Annotated in this window: 13 protein-coding genes; 7 read left to right on the top strand and 6 right to left on the bottom strand. The window is 72.0% G+C overall.

The window, feature by feature from the left end:
* Nucleotides 1-17: 17 nt before the first annotated feature.
* Nucleotides 18-833, bottom strand: a complete 816-nt coding sequence (locus tag IEZ12_RS00965; RefSeq protein WP_189270311.1) for a site-2 protease family protein — start codon at nucleotides 831-833, stop codon at nucleotides 18-20.
* A 154-nt stretch (nucleotides 834-987) separates the two neighbouring features.
* Here IEZ12_RS00965 and IEZ12_RS00960 point away from each other — a divergent pair, with 154 nt between their 5' ends.
* A complete protein-coding gene (locus IEZ12_RS00960; RefSeq protein ID WP_189270310.1) occupies nucleotides 988-4,293 on the top strand; it encodes an ATP-binding protein in 3,306 nt (1,101 codons plus the stop codon).
* A 43-nt stretch (nucleotides 4,294-4,336) separates the two neighbouring features.
* Here IEZ12_RS00960 and IEZ12_RS00955 read toward each other — a convergent pair whose 3' ends face one another.
* The 3 genes from IEZ12_RS00955 to panB form a co-directional block, all read right to left on the bottom strand.
* Entirely contained in the window at nucleotides 4,337-5,170 is an 834-nt protein-coding gene (locus IEZ12_RS00955) for an ABC transporter permease (RefSeq protein ID WP_189270309.1), read from the bottom strand.
* The gene (locus tag IEZ12_RS00950; protein ID WP_189270308.1) at nucleotides 5,167-6,147 is read right to left on the bottom strand and encodes an ATP-binding cassette domain-containing protein; all 981 of its coding nucleotides are present in this window, start codon (nucleotides 6,145-6,147) and stop codon (nucleotides 5,167-5,169) included. Before IEZ12_RS00950 ends, IEZ12_RS00955 begins: the two co-directional genes overlap by 4 nt.
* Nucleotides 6,148-6,303: 156 nt before the next feature.
* Nucleotides 6,304-7,176 (bottom strand): 3-methyl-2-oxobutanoate hydroxymethyltransferase, encoded by an 873-nt coding sequence (gene panB, locus IEZ12_RS00945; RefSeq protein WP_189270307.1) that lies wholly within the window; start codon nucleotides 7,174-7,176, stop codon nucleotides 6,304-6,306.
* 214 nt (nucleotides 7,177-7,390) lie between these two features.
* Between panB and IEZ12_RS00940 the strand changes: the two genes are divergently transcribed.
* The 3 genes from IEZ12_RS00940 to IEZ12_RS00930 all read left to right on the top strand — a co-directional run bounded on the left by IEZ12_RS00940 (nucleotide 7,391) and on the right by IEZ12_RS00930 (nucleotide 10,816).
* Nucleotides 7,391-9,007: an MFS transporter gene (locus IEZ12_RS00940; RefSeq protein WP_189270306.1), complete on the top strand. Its 1,617-nt coding sequence runs from the start codon at nucleotides 7,391-7,393 to the stop codon at nucleotides 9,005-9,007.
* A gap of 23 nt (nucleotides 9,008-9,030) precedes the next feature.
* Nucleotides 9,031-9,672, top strand: coding sequence for a TetR/AcrR family transcriptional regulator (locus IEZ12_RS00935; protein WP_043913650.1), 642 nt, complete (start codon nucleotides 9,031-9,033; stop codon nucleotides 9,670-9,672).
* Between the two features lie 145 nt (nucleotides 9,673-9,817).
* Nucleotides 9,818-10,816, top strand: coding sequence for an endonuclease/exonuclease/phosphatase family protein (locus IEZ12_RS00930; protein WP_043913648.1), 999 nt, complete (start codon nucleotides 9,818-9,820; stop codon nucleotides 10,814-10,816).
* A gap of 12 nt (nucleotides 10,817-10,828) precedes the next feature.
* Here the strand turns inward: IEZ12_RS00930 and IEZ12_RS00925 are convergent, their stop codons facing one another.
* Nucleotides 10,829-11,620, bottom strand: coding sequence for a putative protein N(5)-glutamine methyltransferase (locus IEZ12_RS00925; protein WP_229847124.1), 792 nt, complete (start codon nucleotides 11,618-11,620; stop codon nucleotides 10,829-10,831).
* Between the two features lie 172 nt (nucleotides 11,621-11,792).
* The gene (locus IEZ12_RS00920; RefSeq protein WP_189270304.1) at nucleotides 11,793-13,538 is read right to left on the bottom strand and encodes an NAD+ synthase; all 1,746 of its coding nucleotides are present in this window, start codon (nucleotides 13,536-13,538) and stop codon (nucleotides 11,793-11,795) included.
* 244 nt (nucleotides 13,539-13,782) lie between these two features.
* Here IEZ12_RS00920 and glnA2 point away from each other — a divergent pair, with 244 nt between their 5' ends.
* The 3 genes from glnA2 (at nucleotide 13,783) to IEZ12_RS00905 (ending at nucleotide 19,832) form a co-directional block, all read left to right on the top strand.
* On the top strand, nucleotides 13,783-15,144 hold the full coding sequence (glnA2, locus tag IEZ12_RS00915; RefSeq protein WP_043913642.1) for a gamma-glutamylpolyamine synthetase GlnA2: 1,362 nt from the start codon (nucleotides 13,783-13,785) through the stop codon (nucleotides 15,142-15,144).
* 81 nt (nucleotides 15,145-15,225) lie between these two features.
* Nucleotides 15,226-16,044: a DUF4231 domain-containing protein gene (locus IEZ12_RS00910; protein ID WP_229847123.1), complete on the top strand. Its 819-nt coding sequence runs from the start codon at nucleotides 15,226-15,228 to the stop codon at nucleotides 16,042-16,044.
* Nucleotides 16,041-19,832: an ATP-binding protein gene (locus IEZ12_RS00905; protein WP_189270303.1), complete on the top strand. Its 3,792-nt coding sequence runs from the start codon at nucleotides 16,041-16,043 to the stop codon at nucleotides 19,830-19,832. Before IEZ12_RS00910 ends, IEZ12_RS00905 begins: the two co-directional genes overlap by 4 nt.
* Nucleotides 19,833-19,851: the final 19 nt, after the last annotated feature.

Here is a 19,851-nt window from a genome sequence, read left to right as displayed (position 1 = left end):
GCCCGGGCCCGGCCGGCTCAGTAGGTCTTCCAGAAGCTGAACAGCAGCCGGCCGACCGTCGCGTAGTGCGAGTCCGCGCCGAACAGGTCGAAGATCCCCATGGTGAAGTCGTACAGCCACTGGCCGACCTGGCTCTGCCACACCAGCGCGAACAGCAGCAGCATGCCGTAGGGCGCGTACGGGGCGATCGCGCGGCGGGTTTTGAGCGACAGCCAGGGCTCGATGATGCCGTAGCCGTCCAGGCCGGGCACCGGCAGCAGGTTCAGGACCGCCGCGGTGACCTGCAGGTAGGCGAGGAAGCCGAGGGCGGCCGGCAGCGGGGAGAATCCCAGCTCCTGCCCGTCGTAGTGGGCCGGCACGTCCGGGTTGTCGAACCAGCCCTGGCTGACCGCCACCAGCAGCAGGACGCCGAACGCCGCGTTCACCAGCGGGCCGGCCGCCGAGATCAGGCTGTGCTTGAGGCGGCCGGAGATCCGGTCCCGCTCGATGTAGACCGCGCCGCCGGGCAGGCCGATGCCGCCCATCAGCACGAACACCACCGGCAGCACGAAGCTCATCACCACGTGCCCGTACTTCAGCGGGTTCAGCGTCAGGTAGCCCTTCATGCCGACCGTGATGTCGCCGCCGGCCAGCGCGGTGCGCGCGTGGGCGTACTCGTGCAGGCAGAGCGACACCATCCAGCCCGCCACCACGAACAGGAAGATGCCGAACCGGTCGTTGCCCCAGCCGGTGGCCAGCGCGAGGCCGGCGGCGACGAAGGTGCCGGCCAGCGCCAGGAAGATCGGGCTGACCCGGCTCTCCGCGCTGCGCTGGCCGGTGCTGGCGTAGGTCATGGCGAGAAGGCTCCGGAGCTGGGGGCGGATGGACGTCCGATCATGCCGGGCGCCGGGCGCGCCGGACAAGCGGCCCACGATGAACGGACGGCGGCAGCCGGGCGTTCCGCACGGATGTGCGCCCGGGGTTCCGCGCGTCGCGCAGAATGGGCGGGTGCATTACGGCATCCTCGGCACCACCACCGCCCACCACGACGACGGCACCCCGATCGCGCTCGGCGGCGCCCGGCTGCGCGCCCTGCTGGCCGCGCTCGTGCTGCGCCAGGGCCGGCCCGTCCCGGCCGAGCTGCTCGCCGAGGAGGTGTGGGCGGACGAGTCGCCGCAGGACACCGCCGCCGCACTGCAGACCCTGGTCGGCCGGCTGCGCCGCACCGTCGGCCGGGCCGAGATCGGCTCCGGACCGGCCGGCTACTGGCTGACCGGCCCGCACACCGACGTCGCCGAGTTCCAGCGGCTGGCCGGCGACGGCGCCCGCGCCCTCGCCGACGGCGATCCGGCCGGCGCCGCCGACCGGCTCGTCGCCGCCCTCGCGCTGTGGCGCGGCCCCGCGCTCGCCGACCTGCCCGACCGCACCGCCCCCGCCGCCCGTCTGGAGGCGCAGCGCGAGGAGGCCCGCCGGCACCGGCTGACCGCGCAACTCGCCCTCGGCCGGGCCGCCGAGGTCACCGCCGAGCTCGCCGAACTCTGCCGCGACCACCCGCTCGACGAACAGCTCCAGGCACTCCGGCTGCGCGCCCTGCGCGCGGCCGGCCGCACCGCCGAGGCACTCGTCCGCTACGAGGAGATCCGCCGCGCCCTCGCCGAACAGCTCGGTACCGACCCCGGCCCCGAACTGCGCGCCCTGCACCGCGAGTTGCTCACCACTGCGGCCGAACCCCCGCGCGCCGCCGCAGCGGCCCCCGCCGCCGGCAACCTGCGCCCCGGCCGCACCAGCTTCGTCGGGCGCGAAGGCGAACTCGCCACCGTGGCAGGCGCGTTGACGGCCGGGCGGCTGACCACCCTGACCGGCCCCGGCGGCTCCGGCAAGACCCGGCTGTCCGTCGAGGCCGGCCGCCGCGAACAGGACGCCGCGCACTGGCCCGGCGGCGTCTGGCAGATCGAACTCGCCCCGCTGGACGACCCGGCCGCCGTCCCCGACGCCGTCGCCATCGCCCTCGGCCTGCGCGAGACCGTGCTGCACACCGGCGGCGCCGTCGTCGAGGCGATAGAGGGCGGCCGCAAGGACCCGGTCTCCCGGCTGGTCGACCACCTCGGCCGCCGCCGCGTCCTGCTGCTGCTCGACAACTGCGAGCACGTCGTCCAGGCCGCCGCCGACCTCGCCGACCGGCTGCTCGCCGACTGCCCCGGCGTCACCGTCCTCGCCACCAGCCGCGAACCGCTCGGCGTCCCCGGCGAGACCGTGCTGCCGGTCGAACCGCTGCCCGCCCCGTCCGCGCTGCGCCTGCTCGCCGAACGCGGCGCCGCCGCCCGGCCGGGCTTCCGCACCGACCAGGACCCGGAGGCCTGCGCCGAACTCTGCCGCCGCCTGGACGGCCTGCCGCTGGCCATCGAACTCGCCGCCGCCCGACTGCGCGGACTGACGCCGCGTCAACTCGCCGACCGGCTGGACTCCCGGTTCGCGCTGCTCACCGCCGGCTCCCGCACCCTGCTGCCCCGCCAGCAGACCCTGCGCGCCGTCGTCGACTGGTCCTGGGACCTGCTCGGCCCCCGCGAACACGCCGTGCTGCGGCGGCTCTCGGTGTTCGCCGGCGGCTGCACCCTGGAGTCCGCCGAGGCCGTCGTCGCGGACGAGCGGGTGCCCCGGGCGGAGGTCGCCGACCTGCTGCTGTCGCTGGTCGACAAGTCCCTGCTGGTGGCCGGACTGGGCGAGCAACCGCGCTACTGGATGCTGGAGACCATCCACGAGTACGCGGCGGAACGGCTCGCCGAGGCCGCCGAACCCGAGGTCGCCGACCGCCACACCCGGCACTACCGGGAGGTCGCCCGGAGCGCCGGACTGCTCCTGCGCGGCGCCGGACAGCTCGACGAACTCGCCCGGCTCGACCGCGAACAGGAGAACATCCGGGCCGCGCTGCGTCGCGCCGTCGACGCCGGCCAGGAACAGGAGGCGCTGGTGCTGGTGCTGTCGATGGCCCCCTACTGGGCGCTGCGCGACTACCGCGCCGAGGCCGGCGGCTGGTTCCGGGCGGTCTCGGCATTCGCCCCCGACCCGTACGGCGACGACGCCCCGGCGCCCGTCCCGCTCGCCACCGGCCCGCTCGACCAGCCGCCGCCGCTGCCGCCCGAGCTGCTCCAGGAGGGCCGCCGCCACCTGGGCCTGCACCGGCTGATCAGCATGTTCTCCGACGACTTCGGGATGCTGCACGACTCCGCCGCGATGCACACCGCCCGCCGGGTGCTGGACGTCTACACCTCCAACCTGCCGCAGTCCTACCGGGCGCCGGTGCTCAGCCGGGTGTTCGCGGTCTTCCTCACCGGCGAGATGGACCGCACCCGCGAGGTGCTGGACGACGCGGTGGCCGGCGCCCGCCGCCACGGCGGCCCCGGAGACCTCGCCTACGCCCTGCAACTGCGCGCCCGGCTGCTCAACGACCTGGCCGGGGGCCTGGCCCAGGCGATCGCCGACAGCGAGGAGGCGCTCGCCCTGTACACCGCGCAGGGGGACCTGTGGGGAAGCTCCGACGCGCTGGCCGCGAAGGCCGAGAACGCCACCAAGTCCGGCGACAGCGCCCTCGCCGAACGGGCCTTCCGGGAGGCCATCGACCTGGCCACCCGGCTCGGCGCCCGCCAGGAGGTGCCGGTGCTGCGCGCCCGGCTCGGCGAGGTGGTCGCCGAGTACGACCCGGAGGAGGGCGAGCGGATGGTCCGCGACGCCGTCGCCGAGGCTGCCGAGGACGGCCGGGACGCCGAGGGCGCGCGGCTGTACGGCCGACTGGTGCTGTGCAACCTGTGCGTGCAGCGCGGCGAGTACGCCGAGGCGCTCGCCGTGCTCGACCGGCTGTCCGCAGAGATGCCGTCCCGCGGCCCGCTCCCCTGGGTGTTCGCCGGCATCGTCACCGCCATCCGCGGCTGGGTGACGGCCCGCGCCGGCGACCCGCGGGCCGGCCTCGCGCTGACCCGCGAGGGTCGCCGCGCGATGGCCGAGGCGGAGGGCCGGGCCACCGTCTTCGTCGAACACATGGGCATGATGCTGATGGTCCCGCTGGCCGCCGTCCTCGCCGAACTCGCCCAACAGGAAGGCCAGTTGGCCGCCGCCCGGCGCGGCGCGGAACTGCTCGGCGCGCACGACGGCCTCAGCGGCGCGTCCGGCTCCTTCATGGAGCGCGCCGAGCGCGCCCGCTGCGAGCGCATCCTGCGTGAACTGCTGGGCGAGGACGAGTTCCTGACGATGCGGCAGCAGGGCGCACGCCTCACCCTGCACGAGGCGTCCGCCCTGCTGAACGATCCCGGGGAGTTCTGAACGCCCCGCCGGAGGGCCGGTCCGGAGCGCCCGCCGCCCGGGATCAGGTGCGCTTGCGGAAGCGGGCCACCGCCAGCGGCGCGGTCACCACCGTGATCGCCGCCGACCAGATCAGCACCGTCACCACCGAGTTGCCGACCGCACCGCCGTTGATCAGCGCGCGGCAGGCGTCCGCCAGCGCCGACAGCGGGTTGTGCTTCGTGAACGCCTGCAGCCAGCCCGGCATGGTGGAGGGGTTGGCGAAGATCGAGCTGCCGAACTGCAGCGGCATCATCACGATCATCGCCATGCCCTGCACCGCCTGGGCGCTGCGCAGCGCCATGCCCAGCAGCATCGACACCCACATCAGCGAGGCGCCGAACACCAGCGAGAGACCGACCGCGGCCAGCAGGTTCAGCGGGCCGCCCTTGACCTCCAGGCCGAGGAGCAGCGCGAAGCCGATCAGCACCGCGAAGGCGACCAGCGCCCGCAGCGTCTCCGCGATCATCTTCGACAGCAGCACCGCGGAGCGCCCGATCGGCAGGGTGCGGAAGCGGTCCATCACGCCGGTCTGGAAGTCGGTGTTCAGGCCGGTGCCCAGCGCCATCGCCAGGTTCAGGCCGGTGGTGCCGAGCAGGCCGGGCACCATGTACTGCATGTACTCGTGCTGGTTGGTGGCCATCGCGCCGCCGAACACGTAGACGAACAGCAGGATCATGATGACCGGCACCAGCAGGGCGTCCAGCATGGACTCCGGGTCGGCCTTGATCCGCATCAGGTTCCGGCGGGTCAGCGCACCCAGATGGCGCAGGTTCGCCCGCAGGCCGATCCGGGTGTCGTCGCCGCTCGCCCGGCTGGGAGCGGACGCGGGTGCGGGGCTCAGAGTGGCGGTGCTCATGCGACGGGCTCCTTGTCACGGGCCGGGGCGGGGACGGACGGCTTGCCGGTGATGGTCAGGAAGACCTCGTCCAGGCTGGGCAGCTTGGTGTCGATGCCCGCGATCCCGAACCCGCGGGTGCCCAACGCCCCTATGACGGTCGTCAGTTGCTCCTCGTCGGTGAGATGCACCGAGAGCAGGCCGGACTCGTCCGAGAACGTCGCCGGGACGCCGGACTCGCGCAGGCACCGGGCCATCTCCGGCAGCTCCGCCGGACGCAGCGGACGCACCTGCAGACTCTTGCCGCCGACCTGGGCCTTCAGCTCCTGAATGCCGCCGTTGGCGATCACCCGGCCCTTGTCGATCACGGTCAGCGCGTCGGCGAGCTGCTCCGCCTCCTCCATGTACTGCGTGGTCAGCAGCACCGTGGAGCCCTCGCCGACCATCCGCTGCACCTCGTCCCACACCTCGTTGCGGGTCCGCGGGTCCAGCCCCGTGGTGGGCTCGTCCAGGTACAGCACCTTCGGGCGGCCGATCATCGACGCCGCGAGGTCCAGCCGCCGCCGCATGCCGCCCGAGTAGCCCTTGGCCGGACGCCGGGCCGCCTCGGTGAGCGAGAACCGCTCCAGCAGCTCGGCGGCGCGGGCCTTGGCCTCCTTCCCGGACAGGTCCAGCAGGCGTCCGATCAGGTAGAGGTTCTCGTAGCCGGACAGCAGCTCGTCCACCGACGCGTACTGGCCGGTCAGACCGATGGTCCGCCGCAACTGCTTGGGCTGGTGCAGCACGTCGTACCCGCCGACGAACGCCGTGCCCGCGTCCGGCTTGATCAGCGTCGACAGCACCCGCACCAGCGTCGTCTTCCCGGCCCCGTTCGGCCCGAGCAGCCCGAGCACCGTCCCCTCGCGCACCGTCAGATCGACCCCGTCGAGGGCCTTCGTCTCCCCGTAGTGCTTCACGATGCCGTGGACCTCCACGGCGTTCCGTTCGATTCGCGTCATGGGAACACCGTGCCGGGGGCGCCTGTCAGACGACCTTCATCCGACTGTCAGGCCAGGAGGGTGCGATGACAGTGGAAGACCGGGGGCGCGGGCAGGTGGCAAACCAGGGGCGCCGGGGGTACCCCCAGCGCCCCTGTGTTCGCGCCCTCTTCGCCCTTACTGGAAGCTGTGCTCCGGGCCCGGGAAGGCGCCTTCGCGCACGTCCGCCGCGAATTCGCTCGCGGCCTGCGCCAGCGTCGCGCGCAGGTTGGCATACTGCTTGACGAACTTGGGGACGCGGCCGGCCGTCATGCCGGCGAAGTCGGTCCAGACCAGGACCTGGGCATCGGTGCCCGGGCCGCCGCCGATGCCGACGGTGGGGATCGCGGAGTGGGTGGTGACCTCGGCGGCGAGTTCGGCCGGGACGGCTTCCAGGACGACGGCGAACGCGCCGGCCTGCTGGACGGCCTTCGCGTCGCGGAGCAGCTGGTGGGCGGCCTCGTCGCCGCGGCCCTGGACGGGGTAGCCGCCGTAGGCGTGGACGGACTGGGGGGTGAGGCCGATGTGGGCCATCACGGGAATGCCGGCCTCGACGAGGAGTTCGATGGTGCGGGCGCTGCGCTCGCCGCCTTCGAGCTTGACGGCGTGGACGCCGGCCTCCTTCATCAGGCGGGCGGCGTTGTGCATGGCCTGGGCGGGGGACTCCTGGTAGGAGCCGAAGGGGAGGTCGGCGACGACGAGGGCGCGCTGGGTGCCGCGGACGACGGCGGCGGAGAGCATCACCATCTGGTCCATGGTCACCGGCACGGTGGTCTCGTAGCCGAGGTGGCAGTTGCCGGCGGAGTCGCCGACGAGCAGGACGGGGATGCCGGCTTCGTCGAAGACGCCGGCGGTGAGGGCGTCGTAGGCGGTGAGCATCGCCCACCGCTCGCCGTTGCGCTTGGCCTTGGCGAGGTCCCGGACGGTCACCCGTCGGCTGGTGACCCCGCCGTAGAGGGTGTTAACGGGCGCGTCCTGCGTCTGGGCAGGCTGAAGCGGAGAGGCGTTCATCGAACAGACTCCTGGTGTGTGTCGTCTCGTGGCGCCGTGCGGCGTCCCCGGATCTGGCTCCATGCTTGCACGCCACGGGCCGTCAGCAAAGAGGCGGAAGTCCGTCGGGGGTTCTCGACCGCCAGGGGGTTCTTGGGAAGGTCTTTGCCGTTCGGTGTCCCGACCGTTACGATACGGAACCGTCTCGTATCGAAACGACGGCTAGTGTGTTCGTATGACCTCGCCGACCGCGCCGCTCCAGGCCCCTCGGGTGCCGGAAGCCGTACACCGCCGACGCTGGTGGATCCTGGGCACCCTGGTGCTCGCCCTGCTCGTCGTCGTACTCGACAACTCGATCCTCAACGTGGCGATGAAGACCATCGCCACCCCCGCCCCGGTGGGCCTCGGCGCGAGCCAGAGCGACCTGGAATGGGCGATCAACTCGTACACCCTGGTGTTCGCCGGGCTGCTGTTCACCGCCGGCCTGCTGGGCGACCGGTTCGGCCGCAAGTGGACCCTGCTGTCCGGCATGGTGGTCTTCGGACTCGGCTCGCTGCTGTCGGCGTTCGCCGCCAGCCCAGGCGAACTCATCGGCTACCGCGCGGTGATGGGCCTCGGCGGCGCGTTCGTGATGCCGGCGACGCTGGCCATCATCATGAACGTCTTCGAGCGGCACGAGCAGCCCAAGGCGATCGGCATCTGGGCCGGCGCGGTGGGCCTGGCGATCGCCATCGGCCCGATCACCGGCGGCCTGCTGATCGAGCACTTCTGGTGGGGCTCGGTGTTCCTGGTGAACGTCCCCATCGTGATCCTCGCGCTCGGCCTGATGGGCTGGCTGGTCCCGGACTCCAAGGACCCCAACCCGGGCAAGCTCGACCCGGTCGGCGTGCTGCTGTCCGTGATCGGCCTGGTCGCGCTGATCTACGGCATCATCAAGGGCGGCGAACTCGCCGACTTCACCGCCCCCGAGGCGTGGGTGCCGACCCTGGTCGGCCTGCTCGCGCTGGCCGCCTTCGTGCTGTTCGAGAAGCGCACCAGCCACCCCGCGCTGGACGTCACCTGGTTCCGGAACAAGGTGTTCTCCGCGTCGATCAGCGTGGTCGGCATCGTGTTCTTCGCGCTGATGGGCGTCTCGTTCTTCGGCGTGTTCTACACCCAGAGCGTGCGCGGCTACAGCGCCCTGCAGGCCGGTGAGCTGATGCTGCCGCTGGCCGTCGCCCAGCTGATCTTCGCGCCCCGGGCCCGCCTGGTGGTGGACCGGATCGGCATCCGGCTGACCTGCGCCGGCGGCATGCTGCTGGTCACCGTCGGCTTCCTCGGCTACGTGTTCCTGACCGCGACCAGCCCGATCTGGCTGCTGGTCGTGCTCGGCTTCGTGATGGGCACCGGCATGGCGCACGTGATGCCGCCGGTCACCGTCGCGATCATGGGCGCGCTGCCGCGCGAGAAGGCCGGCGCGGGTTCCGCGCTGAACAACACCTTCCGCCAGGTCGGCGGCTCGCTGGGCATCGCGGTGCTGGGCGCGCTGCTGTCCACCGTGTACCGCAACGGCATGGAGGACCACCTCGGCGCGGTGCCGGAGCAGTTCCGCTCCCGGGCCGGCGAGTCGATCGAGTCCACCCTCGGGGCGGCCGAGCGGCTGCACCTGCAGGCCCTGGTCGACCCTGCCAAGGACGCGTTCATCCACGCCATGCACGTGGTCTCCGCGGTCTCGGCCGGCGTCACCGTGCTCGGCGCGGTGCTCGCGATGGCGCTGCTGCCCGGCAAGCTCCCCGCTGCCTCCGCCGCCCCCGCCGGGAAGCCCGGCGCGCAGGGTCGGACGGACTCCGACGCGAGTCCCGCCAAGGTCTGATCGCAAGGGTGGAGAATAAGGCCATGACAAGCGCCGACACTCCGCTCAAGCCGTGCCACGGCCCCGCCACGGAGCAGGACGCTCCGCGGCGGGGCCGTCCGCGCAGCGAGGCCGCCGAGCACGCGATCTTCGGCGCCGTCGAGAAGCTGATGGAGGACGGCGTCGGCCTGGCCGAGCTGTCCATCGAGCGGATCGCCGCCGAGGCGGGCGTCGGCAAGGCCACCATCTACCGGCGCTGGCCCAACAAGGAGGCCCTGCTGGTCGACGTGGTCGACCGGCTGGAGGAGCCGATGCCGCCGCTGGCCGGCCCGACCTACCGGGACGACCTGATCAGCGCCGTCGACTACATGCGCCGGCGCGGCCTGATCAAGCGCTCCCGGTGGATCGTCAAGTCCGCGCTCGGGCAGATGAACAGCTGGCCCGAACTCAAGCAGACGTACCACGAACGGGTGGTCCGTCCGCGCCGCGAGCTGATCCGGCAGATCGTCCGCCGCGGTGTCGAGGCGGGCGAACTCCGCTCCGACCTGGACGTCGAACTGCTCTGCGAGATGCTGATCGGGCCGATCCTGCTGCGCACCGTCCTGTGGGACGACGCGCCGCTGGAGGACCCCGACCTGCCCCGGCAGATGATCGACGCCGCACTCGACGGCCTCGCCGCCCGCTGAGCCCCGCCGGCTTTCGGCGGGAACTCTTCGCACACTTTGTCGCGTCCCTCCCGTCATAGGCTGAGCCGAGAATCGGATCGGAGCAGGTCGGACGGGGTCGACGGGGAGTCGGCGGACACGACGGACACGGCGGCGAGGAGCGGGCATGGTGCGGGCGGAGGGCCCGGCGGTAGCGGCGGACGAGCAGGAGCAGACCCGGCGCGGCCGGTTGCGCCGCTGGTTCGACTGGCGGCGCGGCCGGCCGCTCACCCTGCTCGGCGTGCTGGTGACGGTGCTGCTGGTGGCGCACGCGCAGGTGCCGAACGCGGTCGGCAACCTGGGCAGCCTGCTGGAGACCTTCCTGCCCTGGCTGGGCCTGACCGTGCCGGTGCTGCTGGCGCTCGCCCTGTGGCGGCGCTCCGGCGTCGCCGTGCTGGCCGCGCTGCTGCCCGCCGCGGTGTGGCTGAACCTGTTCGGCGCGCTGCTGGTCGACAAGAGCAGCGGCCCCGGCGACTTCACCGTGCTCAGCCACAACGTCGCCGCCGCCAACGACGACCCGCAGGGCACCATCCGGATGCTCACCGGCTCCGGCGCGCAGATCGTCGCCCTGCAGGAACTCTCCGGATCCGCCGTCCCCGTGTACGTCGCCGGGCTGGCCAAGGCGTACCCGTACCACGCGGTCGAGGGCACCGTCGGCCTGTGGTCCAGCTACCCGATCGACGGCGTCGAGGTGGTCGACATCAAGATGGGCTGGACCCGGGCCTTCCGCGCCGAGGTCACCACCCCCAAGGGCCCGCTCGCCGTGTACGTCGCCCACCTGCCCTCGGTGCGGGTCAAGTTCGACAGCGGCTTCACCGCCGGCCGCCGGGACGTCAGCGTGCAGGCCCTCGGGGACGCCGTCGCGCACGAACCGCTGCGCAAGGTGCTGCTGCTCGGCGACCTCAACGGCACCGTGAACGACCGCAGCCTGGCCCCGATCACCTCGCAGCTGCGCTCCGCCCAGGGCGCGGCCGGCGACGGCTTCGGCTTCTCCTGGCCGGCGTCCTTCCCGATGGCCCGGATCGACCAGATCCTCAGCAAGGGCGGGCTGGTCCCCACCGACTCCCGCACCCTGCCGGCGGACGCCAGCGACCACCTCGCGGTGGTCGCCGGCTACCGCTACTAGCTGGGGCAGGCCTCAGAACCCGCCGATCACCACGGTGGCGTCCCGGTCCTCGTCCTGCTCGACCCGGACGGTCAGGCCCTGATCGGCCATCAGCGCGGTCGTCGCCGGGGCCTGCCGTTCGCTGGTCTCGATCAGCAGGTGGCCGCCGGGCGCCAGCCAGCGCGGTGCGGCGGCCGCCACCCGGCGCTGTACGGCCAGGCCGTCGGCGCCGCCGTCCAGGGCGACCGGCGGCTCGTGGTCGCGGGCCTCCGGCGGCAGCAGCGGGATCTCGCCGGTCGGCACGTACGGGGCGTTGGCCACCAGCAGCCCGACCCGGCCGCGCAGCGCCCGCGGGAGCGGGGCGTCCAGGTCGCCCAGGTGCACCGCGCCGCCGTACGGGGCCAGGTTGCGGCGGGCGCAGGCGGCGGCCGCCGGGTCGACGTCGGCGGCGTGCAGCTCGACCTCGCCGAGCCGGTCGGCCAGCGCCGCGCCGATCGCGCCGGAGCCGCAGCACAGGTCCAGCACCACCGTGCCGGGCGTGCCCAGCGCGGCGGCCCGCTCGACCAGGAACTCGCTGCGCCGGCGCGGCACGAACACGCCCGGGGCCAGGGCGATGCGCAGCCCGGCGAACTCGGCGAAGCCCACCACCTGCTCCAACGGGTGCCCTGCGCACCGCAGTTCGAGCATCTCGGCGAGCCGGGCGGGGTGGTCGGCGGCGGACAGCAGCAGCCGGGCCTCGTCCTCGGCGAAGACGCAGCCGGCCGCCCGCAGCCGGTCGGCCAGGCAGGCGGGGGAAAGTTCGGCAGAGGGAAGGGGGAACGACACGAAGACCTCTTCGAAGAGCCTTGCGGGCTCCCGTGCGGTCAGACCGCGGCCCGACGGCGGGGGAGCACCTCGACAACCTGCACGGTGATCTCTCCCACCTCCTTCGGCCGGTGCGCCGTCCATGATCGGGCGCGTCTCGCGGCGCTCACCCTAGCCCCTGCCGTCCGCCTTGTCAGCCCTGCCGCCAGCGGTTGGTGATCGGCAGTCGGCGGTCGCGGCCGAAGTTCTTCGGCGAGACCTTCGGGCCCGGCGGGTACTGCCGGCGCTTGTACTCGGCGGTGTCGACCAGGCGCACCACCCGGTCCACCACCTCGGCGGGGAAGCCCTCGGCGACGATCGCGTCCCGGCCCTGGTCGCCCTCGACGTACCGGTCGAGGACGGCGTCCAGCAGGTCGTAGTCCGGCAGCGAGTCGCTGTCCACCTGGTCGGGCCGCAGCTCCGCGGACGGCGGCTTGCTGATGGTGTTCTCCGGGATCGGCGGCACCTCGCCGCGCGCCTCGGCCTGCGCGTTGCGCCAGCGGGCCAGCCGGAAGATCAGCGACTTGTAGACGTCCTTGATCGGACCGTACGCGCCGACCGAGTCGCCGTACAGCGTCGAGTAGCCGACCGCGAGTTCGCTCTTGTTGCCAGGAGCGAGGACGATCTGACCCTCCTGGTTGGAGATCGCCATCAGCAGGGTGCCGCGCAGCCGGGACTGCAGGTTCTCCTCGGCCAGGCCGGTCAGCTCGGTGGCGCCCAGGTAGGCGTCGAACATCGGGGCGATCGGCACGGTGCGGAAGTGCAGGCCGGTGCGGCGGGCCAGCTCGGCGGCGTCGTCCCGGGAGTGCTGCGAGGAGTAGCGCGAGGGCATCGAGACGCCGTACACGTTCTCCGCGCCGATCGCGTCCACCGAGATCGCCGCGACCAGCGCCGAGTCGATGCCGCCGGACAGGCCGATCAGCACCGAACGGAAGCCGTTCTTGCGGACGTACGCCCGGGTGCCCTCGACCAGCGCCGCGTACACCTCGGCCTCGTCGTCGAGGCGCTCGCCGATCCGGGGCCGCACGGGCTCGGCCGGGGCGGGCTTCGGCGCGCCGCCGAGGTCGACCCGGGTCAGCCGCAGGCCGTCGGCGAGCACGGTGCCGTCCGGCAGGCCCGGCTCGGTCGCGGTCGGCAGGTCGAGGTCCATGACCAGCAGCGCCTCCTCGAACTGCGGCCCGCGGGCCAGCAGTTCGCCGTCCTCGCGGACCACCAGCGACTCGCCGTCGAAGACCAGCTCGTCCTGCGCGCCGACCATGTTCAGGTACACCAGCGGGCAGCCGGCCTCGGCGGCCCGGCGCTTGACCAGCGCCAGCCGGACGTCGTCCTTGTCGCGCTCGTACGGCGAGCCGTTGATCGACAGCAGCAGCCCCGCGCCGGCCTGGCCGGTCGCGGCGACCCGGCCGCCCTCCTGCCAGATGTCCTCGCAGATCGCCAGCGCGATGTCCACGCCGTGCAGCCGAAGGACCGTCAGCTGGTCGCCCGGCACGAAGTAGCGGTACTCGTCGAACACGCCGTAGTTCGGCAGGAAGTGCTTGGCGAACCGGGTGACCACCTCGCCGCCGCGCAGCACCGCCGCGCAGTTCTGCGGCTTCCCCGCGTACGTGCTGCCGGGCTCGCCCCGGCCCAGGTAGCCGACCACCACCGGGACCTCGCCCAGGCCCTCGGCCTTCAGCTTGGCGGCCAGGTCCACCAGGGCGGCGCGCGAGCCCTCCACGAACGAGTTGCGGAACGCCAGGTCCTCGACCGGGTAGCCGGTCAGCACCATCTCGGGGAACGCGATCAGGTCCGCGCCGGACTCGGCGGCCCGCTTCGACCAGCGCAGCACCTCCTCGCTGTTGCGGGCGAGGTCACCGACCCAGGGGTCGATCTGGCACAGGGCGAGACGCAGATTCGGCATGACCACGAGTGTAATCGTCTAACTGACGTTATGTCGCTCGGGGTGGCCCTCGGACGTGGGTGCCTCCGGGGCCGCCGCGGTCGGCAAGCGGGCGGGGATCCGCCATGATGGGGACGGCGCGTTCGGGCGCGGTGCGGATCCGGCGTGCAGCGGGTCCGGCGCGGCGCGCACGACACGGCGCGCACGACGCGTGGGACGCGCAGGGCGTAACACGGGCGTAAAGAGCAGAGGTGAGACTGTCCCCATGGGCAAGCAGCAGGAGTTCGTGCTTCGCACGCTCGAAGAGCGTGACATCCGGTTCGTCCGGCTGTGGTTCACCGATGTCCTCGGTTTCCTGAAGTCGGTGGCGGTCGCCCCCGCGGAACTGGAGCAGGCCTTCGAGGAGGGCATCGGCTTCGACGGCTCCGCGATCGAGGGCTTCGCCCGGGTGTACGAGTCCGACATGATCGCCAAGCCGGACCCCACCACGTTCCAGATACTGCCGTGGCGCTCCGAGAACCCCGGCACCGCCCGGATGTTCTGCGACATCCTGATGCCCGACGGCTCGCCGTCCTACGCCGACCCGCGCTACGTCCTCAAGCGCACCCTGGAGAAGGCCTCCGAGCAGGGATTCACCTTCTACACCCACCCCGAGATCGAGTTCTTCCTGCTCAAGGACCTCCCCGGCGACGGCACCCCGCCCACCCCCGCCGACCAGTCCGGCTACTTCGACCACACCCCGCGCGGCATCGGCCACGACTTCCGCCGCCAGGCCATCACCATGCTCGAATCCATGGGCATCTCGGTCGAGTTCAGCCACCACGAGGGCGCCCCCGGCCAGCAGGAGATCGACCTGCGCTACGCCGACGCGCTCTCCACCGCCGACAACATCATGACCTTCCGGCTGGTCATGAAGGAGGTCGCGCTCGAACAGGGCGCCCACGCCAGCTTCATGCCCAAGCCGTTCTCCAACTTCCCCGGCTCCGGCATGCACACCCACGTCTCGCTGTTCGAGGGCGACCGCAACGCGTTCCACGAGTCCGGCGCCGAGTACCAGCTCTCCAAGGTCGGCCGCTCCTTCATCGCCGGCCTGCTCAAGTACGCCGCCGAGACCGCCGCCGTCACCAACCAGTGGGTCAACTCCTACAAGCGCATCTGGGGCGGCTCCCAGCGCACCGCCGGCGCCGGCGGCGAGGCCCCCTCCTACATCTGCTGGGGCCACAACAACCGCTCCGCCCTCATCCGGGTCCCCATGTACAAGCCCGGCAAGCAGGGCTCCACCCGGATCGAGGTCCGCTCCCTCGACACCGGCTGCAACCCCTACCTCGCCTACGCCGTCACCCTCGCCGCCGGCCTCAAGGGCATCGAGGACAACCTGGAACTCCCGCCCGGCGCCGACGACGACGTCTGGGCCCTGACCGACGCCGAACGCCGCGCCCTCGGCATCCAGCCCATGCCGCAGAACCTCGGCGAAGCCATCGATCTCATGCAGCGCAGCGAACTCGTCGCCGAGACGCTGGGCGAGCACGTCTTCGACTTCTTCCTCCGCAACAAGCGGCAGGAGTGGGAGGAGTACCGCTCCGAGGTCACCCCGTTCGAGCTGAAGAAGATCCTTCAGGTGCTGTAGCGCGTACGGGACCCCGGTTCGGCGGCGAAGGCCTGCCGGGCCGGGGTCCGGCTTGCTAGGCTGCCGCGCCGGGGGGTGATCATGGCCGGGCCGCGCGAGTTGCTGGTTGTGGAACACGAGGTGATCGACGCCGAGGCGGAAATCGATCAACTGATGTTCCGGAAGCGGTTGTCGATGCTGTGGGGGTTCGGCGGAATTCCGGTGCTGGTGCTCGGAATCGTCGCCGTCAACGTCTTCGTCGACTATTCGCGCCCCGGACAGGGCCGGATCGGGCTGAACTTCCTGCTCGGGGCTCCCCTCGCCTTCTCGCTCTTCATGGCGCCCACGATGTGGTTCGACCTGCGAGGGAAGCTGCTCTCCGTCCGGACGAAACTGAAGAAGCTGGAATCCGAGCGCAGGTCGATCCTGGCGCGGCAGAACCAGGCCGTGGCCAGTTCGTTCCACGAATACCGCGAGTCGGTCGTCGAGATCCGCGACAGCTACCGGCAGGGCGCCGCGAAATACCGGAACCGGCACAACTTCTTCCAGGTCTCGGTCCTGGTGGGGTCGATTCTGACGTCGGTCTTCACCACGGCCTCGGCCGAGGACGACGGCTGGCGCTGGATCGCGGTGGCGCTGAGCGCGACGGTGAGCATTTCGGCCGGCGTCATCACCTACTTCAAGTTCCGCGAGCGGAGCATGAACCTCCAGCAGACCGCCGATGCGCTCGACATGGAGATCCAGTCGCTGAACCTCGGGATCCGCCGCTACAAGCGCCTGCCGCCGGAGGACGCCGCGGCCTGCTTCGCCGAGGAGGTGGAGCGGCTGAAGGAGGAGCAGCGCAAGAAGGAACTCCAACTGGAACAGCCGCCCGAGGCCCAGCAGCGCGACGCCGCGCCGACAGGCGTGCTGGCCCAGTGAGCGGCGGCGGCCGGGCGCCTTCGCGGCAGGAGCTGATCCGGCGTCGGCGGCGCACCGGCTTCGTCGGCCGGCGCAGTGAACTGGCCACGTTCACCGAGGTGTTGCGGCAGGCGCCGGAGGACGCGACGCAGTTCCTGTTCCATGTGCACGGGCCCGGTGGCGTCGGGAAGTCCACGCTGGTGCGGCAGATGGAGACGGCGGCGCGGGAGGCGCAGGCCGTCACCGGGTACGTGGACGAGTCGGTGACCGACCCGGTCGAGGCGATGAAGGCGGTCGCCGCCCAGTTCGCTCAGCAGGGCGCGCAGATGAAGGCGCTGGAGCGGCTGCTGAACACGTATCAGCAGCGGCGGCACGAGGCGGACGCCGGTGTGGTGGAGGGCAGCCCTGCGCCGTCGCCGGGCAGCGTGATCGCGTCGCGGGTCGGCCTGGTCGGGCTGGGGCTGATCCCCGGGGTCGGGGCGTTCACCGGGGCGCTGGACGCGAATCAAGTCGCTGCCGGGGCCGAGCAGTTGAAGGGCATGCTCAGCGCGAGGTTCCGCAGCCACGAGGACGTCCAGCTGGTGCTGTCGCCCGTCCAGGCGCTGGCACCGGTATTCCTCCAGGAACTGGCGGAGATCGCGCAGCGCCGCAGCTGGGTGGTGCTGTTCTTCGACACCTACGAACGCACCGGGCCGATGCTCGACACCTGGCTGCGGGACGTCCTGGTCAGCGACCGGTACGGCGAACTGCCCGCGAACGTCCTGGTGGTGCTCGCCGGGCAGGGGCGGCTGGACACGCAGTGCTGGGGCGACTGGCTGGACCTGGTCGCGGATCTGCCGCTCGACGTGTTCACCGAGACCGAGGCACGGCAGCTGCTCGCGGCCAAGGGTGTGACGGACGAGCACGTCATCGAGGTGGTGCTGCGGCTGTCCGGGCGGCTGCCGCTGCTGGTCTCCACCCTTGCCGAGTCGCACCCTACGGCGGCCGCCGAGGTCGGCGACCCGAGCGGCACCGCCGTCGAACGCTTCCTCAAGTGGGAGGCCCGGCCCGAGCGGCGGGCGGCCGCGCTGGCGTGCGCGCTGCCGCAGGAGCTCGACGAGGACGTGTACCGGGCCGCCGTGGCGGACGAGGAAGCCCGGGAGCTGTTCGGGTGGCTGCGGTCGATGCCGTTCGTGATCGACCGGGCCGGGCGGTGCCACTACCACGAGGTGGTGCGGACGGCGATGCTGCGCCTGCAACGGCAGCAGTCGCCGACGCGGTGGCGGCAGCAGCACGCGCAGCTGGCCGATACCTTCGCCGGGTGGCGCACCCAACTCGCCTGTGACGATTTGGGGTTGAGTGAGCGCTGGCGGGACGAGCGGTGGTGCGGGTACCGCCTCCAGGAGACGTACCACCGGCTGTGCGCGGACCCGGACCGGGCGCTGCCGCTCGCGCTGCGGGAACTGCTCGACGCCTGGAGCGACAGCACCGCGACGCTCCGCCGGTGGGTCCAGATGCTGGCCCGGGCCGGGAACGACACGGACGCCCGGGAGGTGAGGGAGTGGGGCGACCGGCTGGTCGCGGCGATGGGCGAGCCGGAGCCCGGAATCGCCGCGATGACGCTGCTGCTGTCGGGCCCGGCCCTCGACCGCCCGGGCCGGGCCGCGGCCCACCGGCTGCGCGGCATCGGACACCACTCGGAACGCCGGCACGACCTGGCACTGGTGGACTTCGACCAGGCAGTCGCCCTGGACCCGGACTGGCCGGAGGCCCTGCACAGCCGCGGGCGCGCCCTGATCGCCCTACGGCGCCACGAGGAGGCGCTGACCGACCTCGGCCGGGCCGTCGAGCTGGACCCGGACTACGCCGCGGCCTTCGCCACCAGGGGAGAGGCCCTGCGACTGCTGGGACGGCGGCAGGAGGCGCTGACCGACTTCGACCGCGCCATCGAGCTCGACCCCGGCCACAGCTGGGCCATCGCGCATCGTGGCGAGACCTACCGGGAGTTGGGCCGGACCGAGGAGGCGCTGACCGACTTCGACCGGGCCATTGAGCTCAATCCCGAGGACATCTGGGCCCTGGTCGGTCGTGGGCAGCTCCAGTGGGGGCTGGAGAGGTTCGAGGAGGCGCTTGTCACTCTCGACAGAGCGATCGAGGTTGACCCTGAGAACGTCTGGTCCTATACCGTTCGAGGCGAGATCTACCGGCAGTTGGGGCGGTTCGAGGAAGCGCTGATCGGCTGCGACCGCGGGATCGAGCTCAACTCCGAGTACGCTCTGGCCTTCGTCTTCCGGGGTCAGACCTACCAGGAGTTGGGCCGGCTCGAAGAAGCGCTGGCCGATTTCGACAGGGCGATCGAGCTCGATTCAGCGAACGTCCTGGCCCTTGTTCGCCGAGGTCAGGTCTACCAGGAGTTGGGCCGGGTCGAGGAGGCACTGACTGACCTCGACCGGGCGGCTGAGCTCGACCTTGAGTATGCCGCGGCTTTCATAGTGCGAGGAGAGCTCTATCGGGAGTCGGGGCGGTTCGAGGAGGCGCTGACCGACTTCGACCGGGCGATCGAGCTCGGCCTCGACTCCGCGTCGGTTCTCTTCCTTCGTGGCGAAACCTGTCGGGAGTTGCGGCGGTTGGAGAAGGCACTGGCCGACCTCGGCCGGGCCATCGAGCTCGACCCCGGGTACGTCCCGGCAGTCATCGCGCGAGGTGACGCCCTCTGCGAACTCGGCCGGTTCGAGGAAGCGCTGGCCGATTTCGACAGGGCGGTGGAACTCGACCCGAACTCCCATTTGGCAGTGTTGGCACGAGCGCAGGTGCACGGGGAGCTGGGACATCACCAGGTGGCGCTGGCCGACCTCGACCACGCCGTCCGGCTCATGCCTGACGAGGCAGAGGTTTTCGCCGCTCGGGGCGCCACTCACCAGGCGATGGGAGATCGCCAGGAGGCGCTGAACGACTTCGACCGGGCGCTCGCCCTCGAACCCGACAACCTGGAGAACCTCGTCCGGCGCGGCGGCCAGCACCTGGCGATGGAGCAGCACACGGAAGCCCTGGTGGACTTCGACCGGGCCGTGGCGCTCGACCTCGGAAGCAACTGGGCCGTCATGCAGCGGGCGAATGCCTACCGAGTGATGGGGAGGTACGAGGAGGCACTGGCAGACTTCGACCAGGCGGCCGCACTCTCCCCTGAGGACGCCGGGGTCGCCGGTATGCGTGGCCTGACCTACCGGGCCATGGGGAGACTCACAGAGTCCTTGGCGGCATGCGATCGTGCGGTGCAACTCGATCCGGGCTCAATGCTCCATCATGCGCATCGGGCTCTCGTGAAGCGGCTCCTGGGTCGGCACCAGGAGGCGTTGGCCGACTACGACCGGGCCGTAGAGCTCGATGCTCCGGTCTGGGCCGTTGCGGCGCGAGGACTGACGTACCGTCTGCTGGACCGCTACCCGGTGGCGCTGGCCGATCTCGACCGGGCGCTCGAAGAGGATCCGGACACCGGCTGGTTCCACCTGGAGAAGGCGGTCGTCCTGCACGCCCTTGGCCGGCCCGAGCGGGACGCCTGTCTCGCGCGCGCCGTCGAACTCCTGGGCTCGGGTCACGGCATCGACGACCTGAGCAACCTGGTGCTCGCCCACACCGTCGCACCGGACCCGGCCGAAGCCGCTCGCGTGCTGGAGTCGTTCCTGCAGGCCGCCCCGTCGGCCGGGCAGATCGCCCTACTGCACGTCGAACTCGCCACGCTGGTCCGGGTGATCCCCGCGACCGCCGAGCCGGTGGCCGCCCTTCAACGGCGGCTGCTGGACGCCCTGCCGCCGGAGTCCGAGCAGGGCTGAGCTGACGGGCGGTCGGAGC

The organism is Kitasatospora griseola, from assembly GCF_014648555.1.
Taxonomy (GTDB): Bacteria; Actinomycetota; Actinomycetes; order Streptomycetales; family Streptomycetaceae; genus Kitasatospora; species Kitasatospora griseola.
The sequence above is the reverse complement of the archived record's forward strand: the minus strand, read 5'-3'. Positions and strand labels throughout refer to the sequence as shown.

Coding starts and splice junctions, on each gene's coding strand:
- IEZ12_RS00965 (WP_189270311.1), bottom strand. CDS start 833: ATGACCTACGCCAGCACCGGCCAGCGCAGCGCGGAGAGCCGGGTCAGC.
- IEZ12_RS00955 (WP_189270309.1), bottom strand. CDS start 5,170: ATGAGCACCGCCACTCTGAGCCCCGCACCCGCGTCCGCTCCCAGCCGG.
- IEZ12_RS00950 (WP_189270308.1), bottom strand. CDS start 6,147: ATGACGCGAATCGAACGGAACGCCGTGGAGGTCCACGGCATCGTGAAG.
- panB (WP_189270307.1), bottom strand. CDS start 7,176: ATGAACGCCTCTCCGCTTCAGCCTGCCCAGACGCAGGACGCGCCCGTT.
- IEZ12_RS00940 (WP_189270306.1), top strand. CDS start 7,391: ATGACCTCGCCGACCGCGCCGCTCCAGGCCCCTCGGGTGCCGGAAGCC.
- IEZ12_RS00935 (WP_043913650.1), top strand. CDS start 9,031: ATGACAAGCGCCGACACTCCGCTCAAGCCGTGCCACGGCCCCGCCACG.
- IEZ12_RS00930 (WP_043913648.1), top strand. CDS start 9,818: ATGGTGCGGGCGGAGGGCCCGGCGGTAGCGGCGGACGAGCAGGAGCAG.
- IEZ12_RS00920 (WP_189270304.1), bottom strand. CDS start 13,538: ATGCCGAATCTGCGTCTCGCCCTGTGCCAGATCGACCCCTGGGTCGGT.
- glnA2 (WP_043913642.1), top strand. CDS start 13,783: ATGGGCAAGCAGCAGGAGTTCGTGCTTCGCACGCTCGAAGAGCGTGAC.
- IEZ12_RS00910 (WP_229847123.1), top strand. CDS start 15,226: ATGGCCGGGCCGCGCGAGTTGCTGGTTGTGGAACACGAGGTGATCGAC.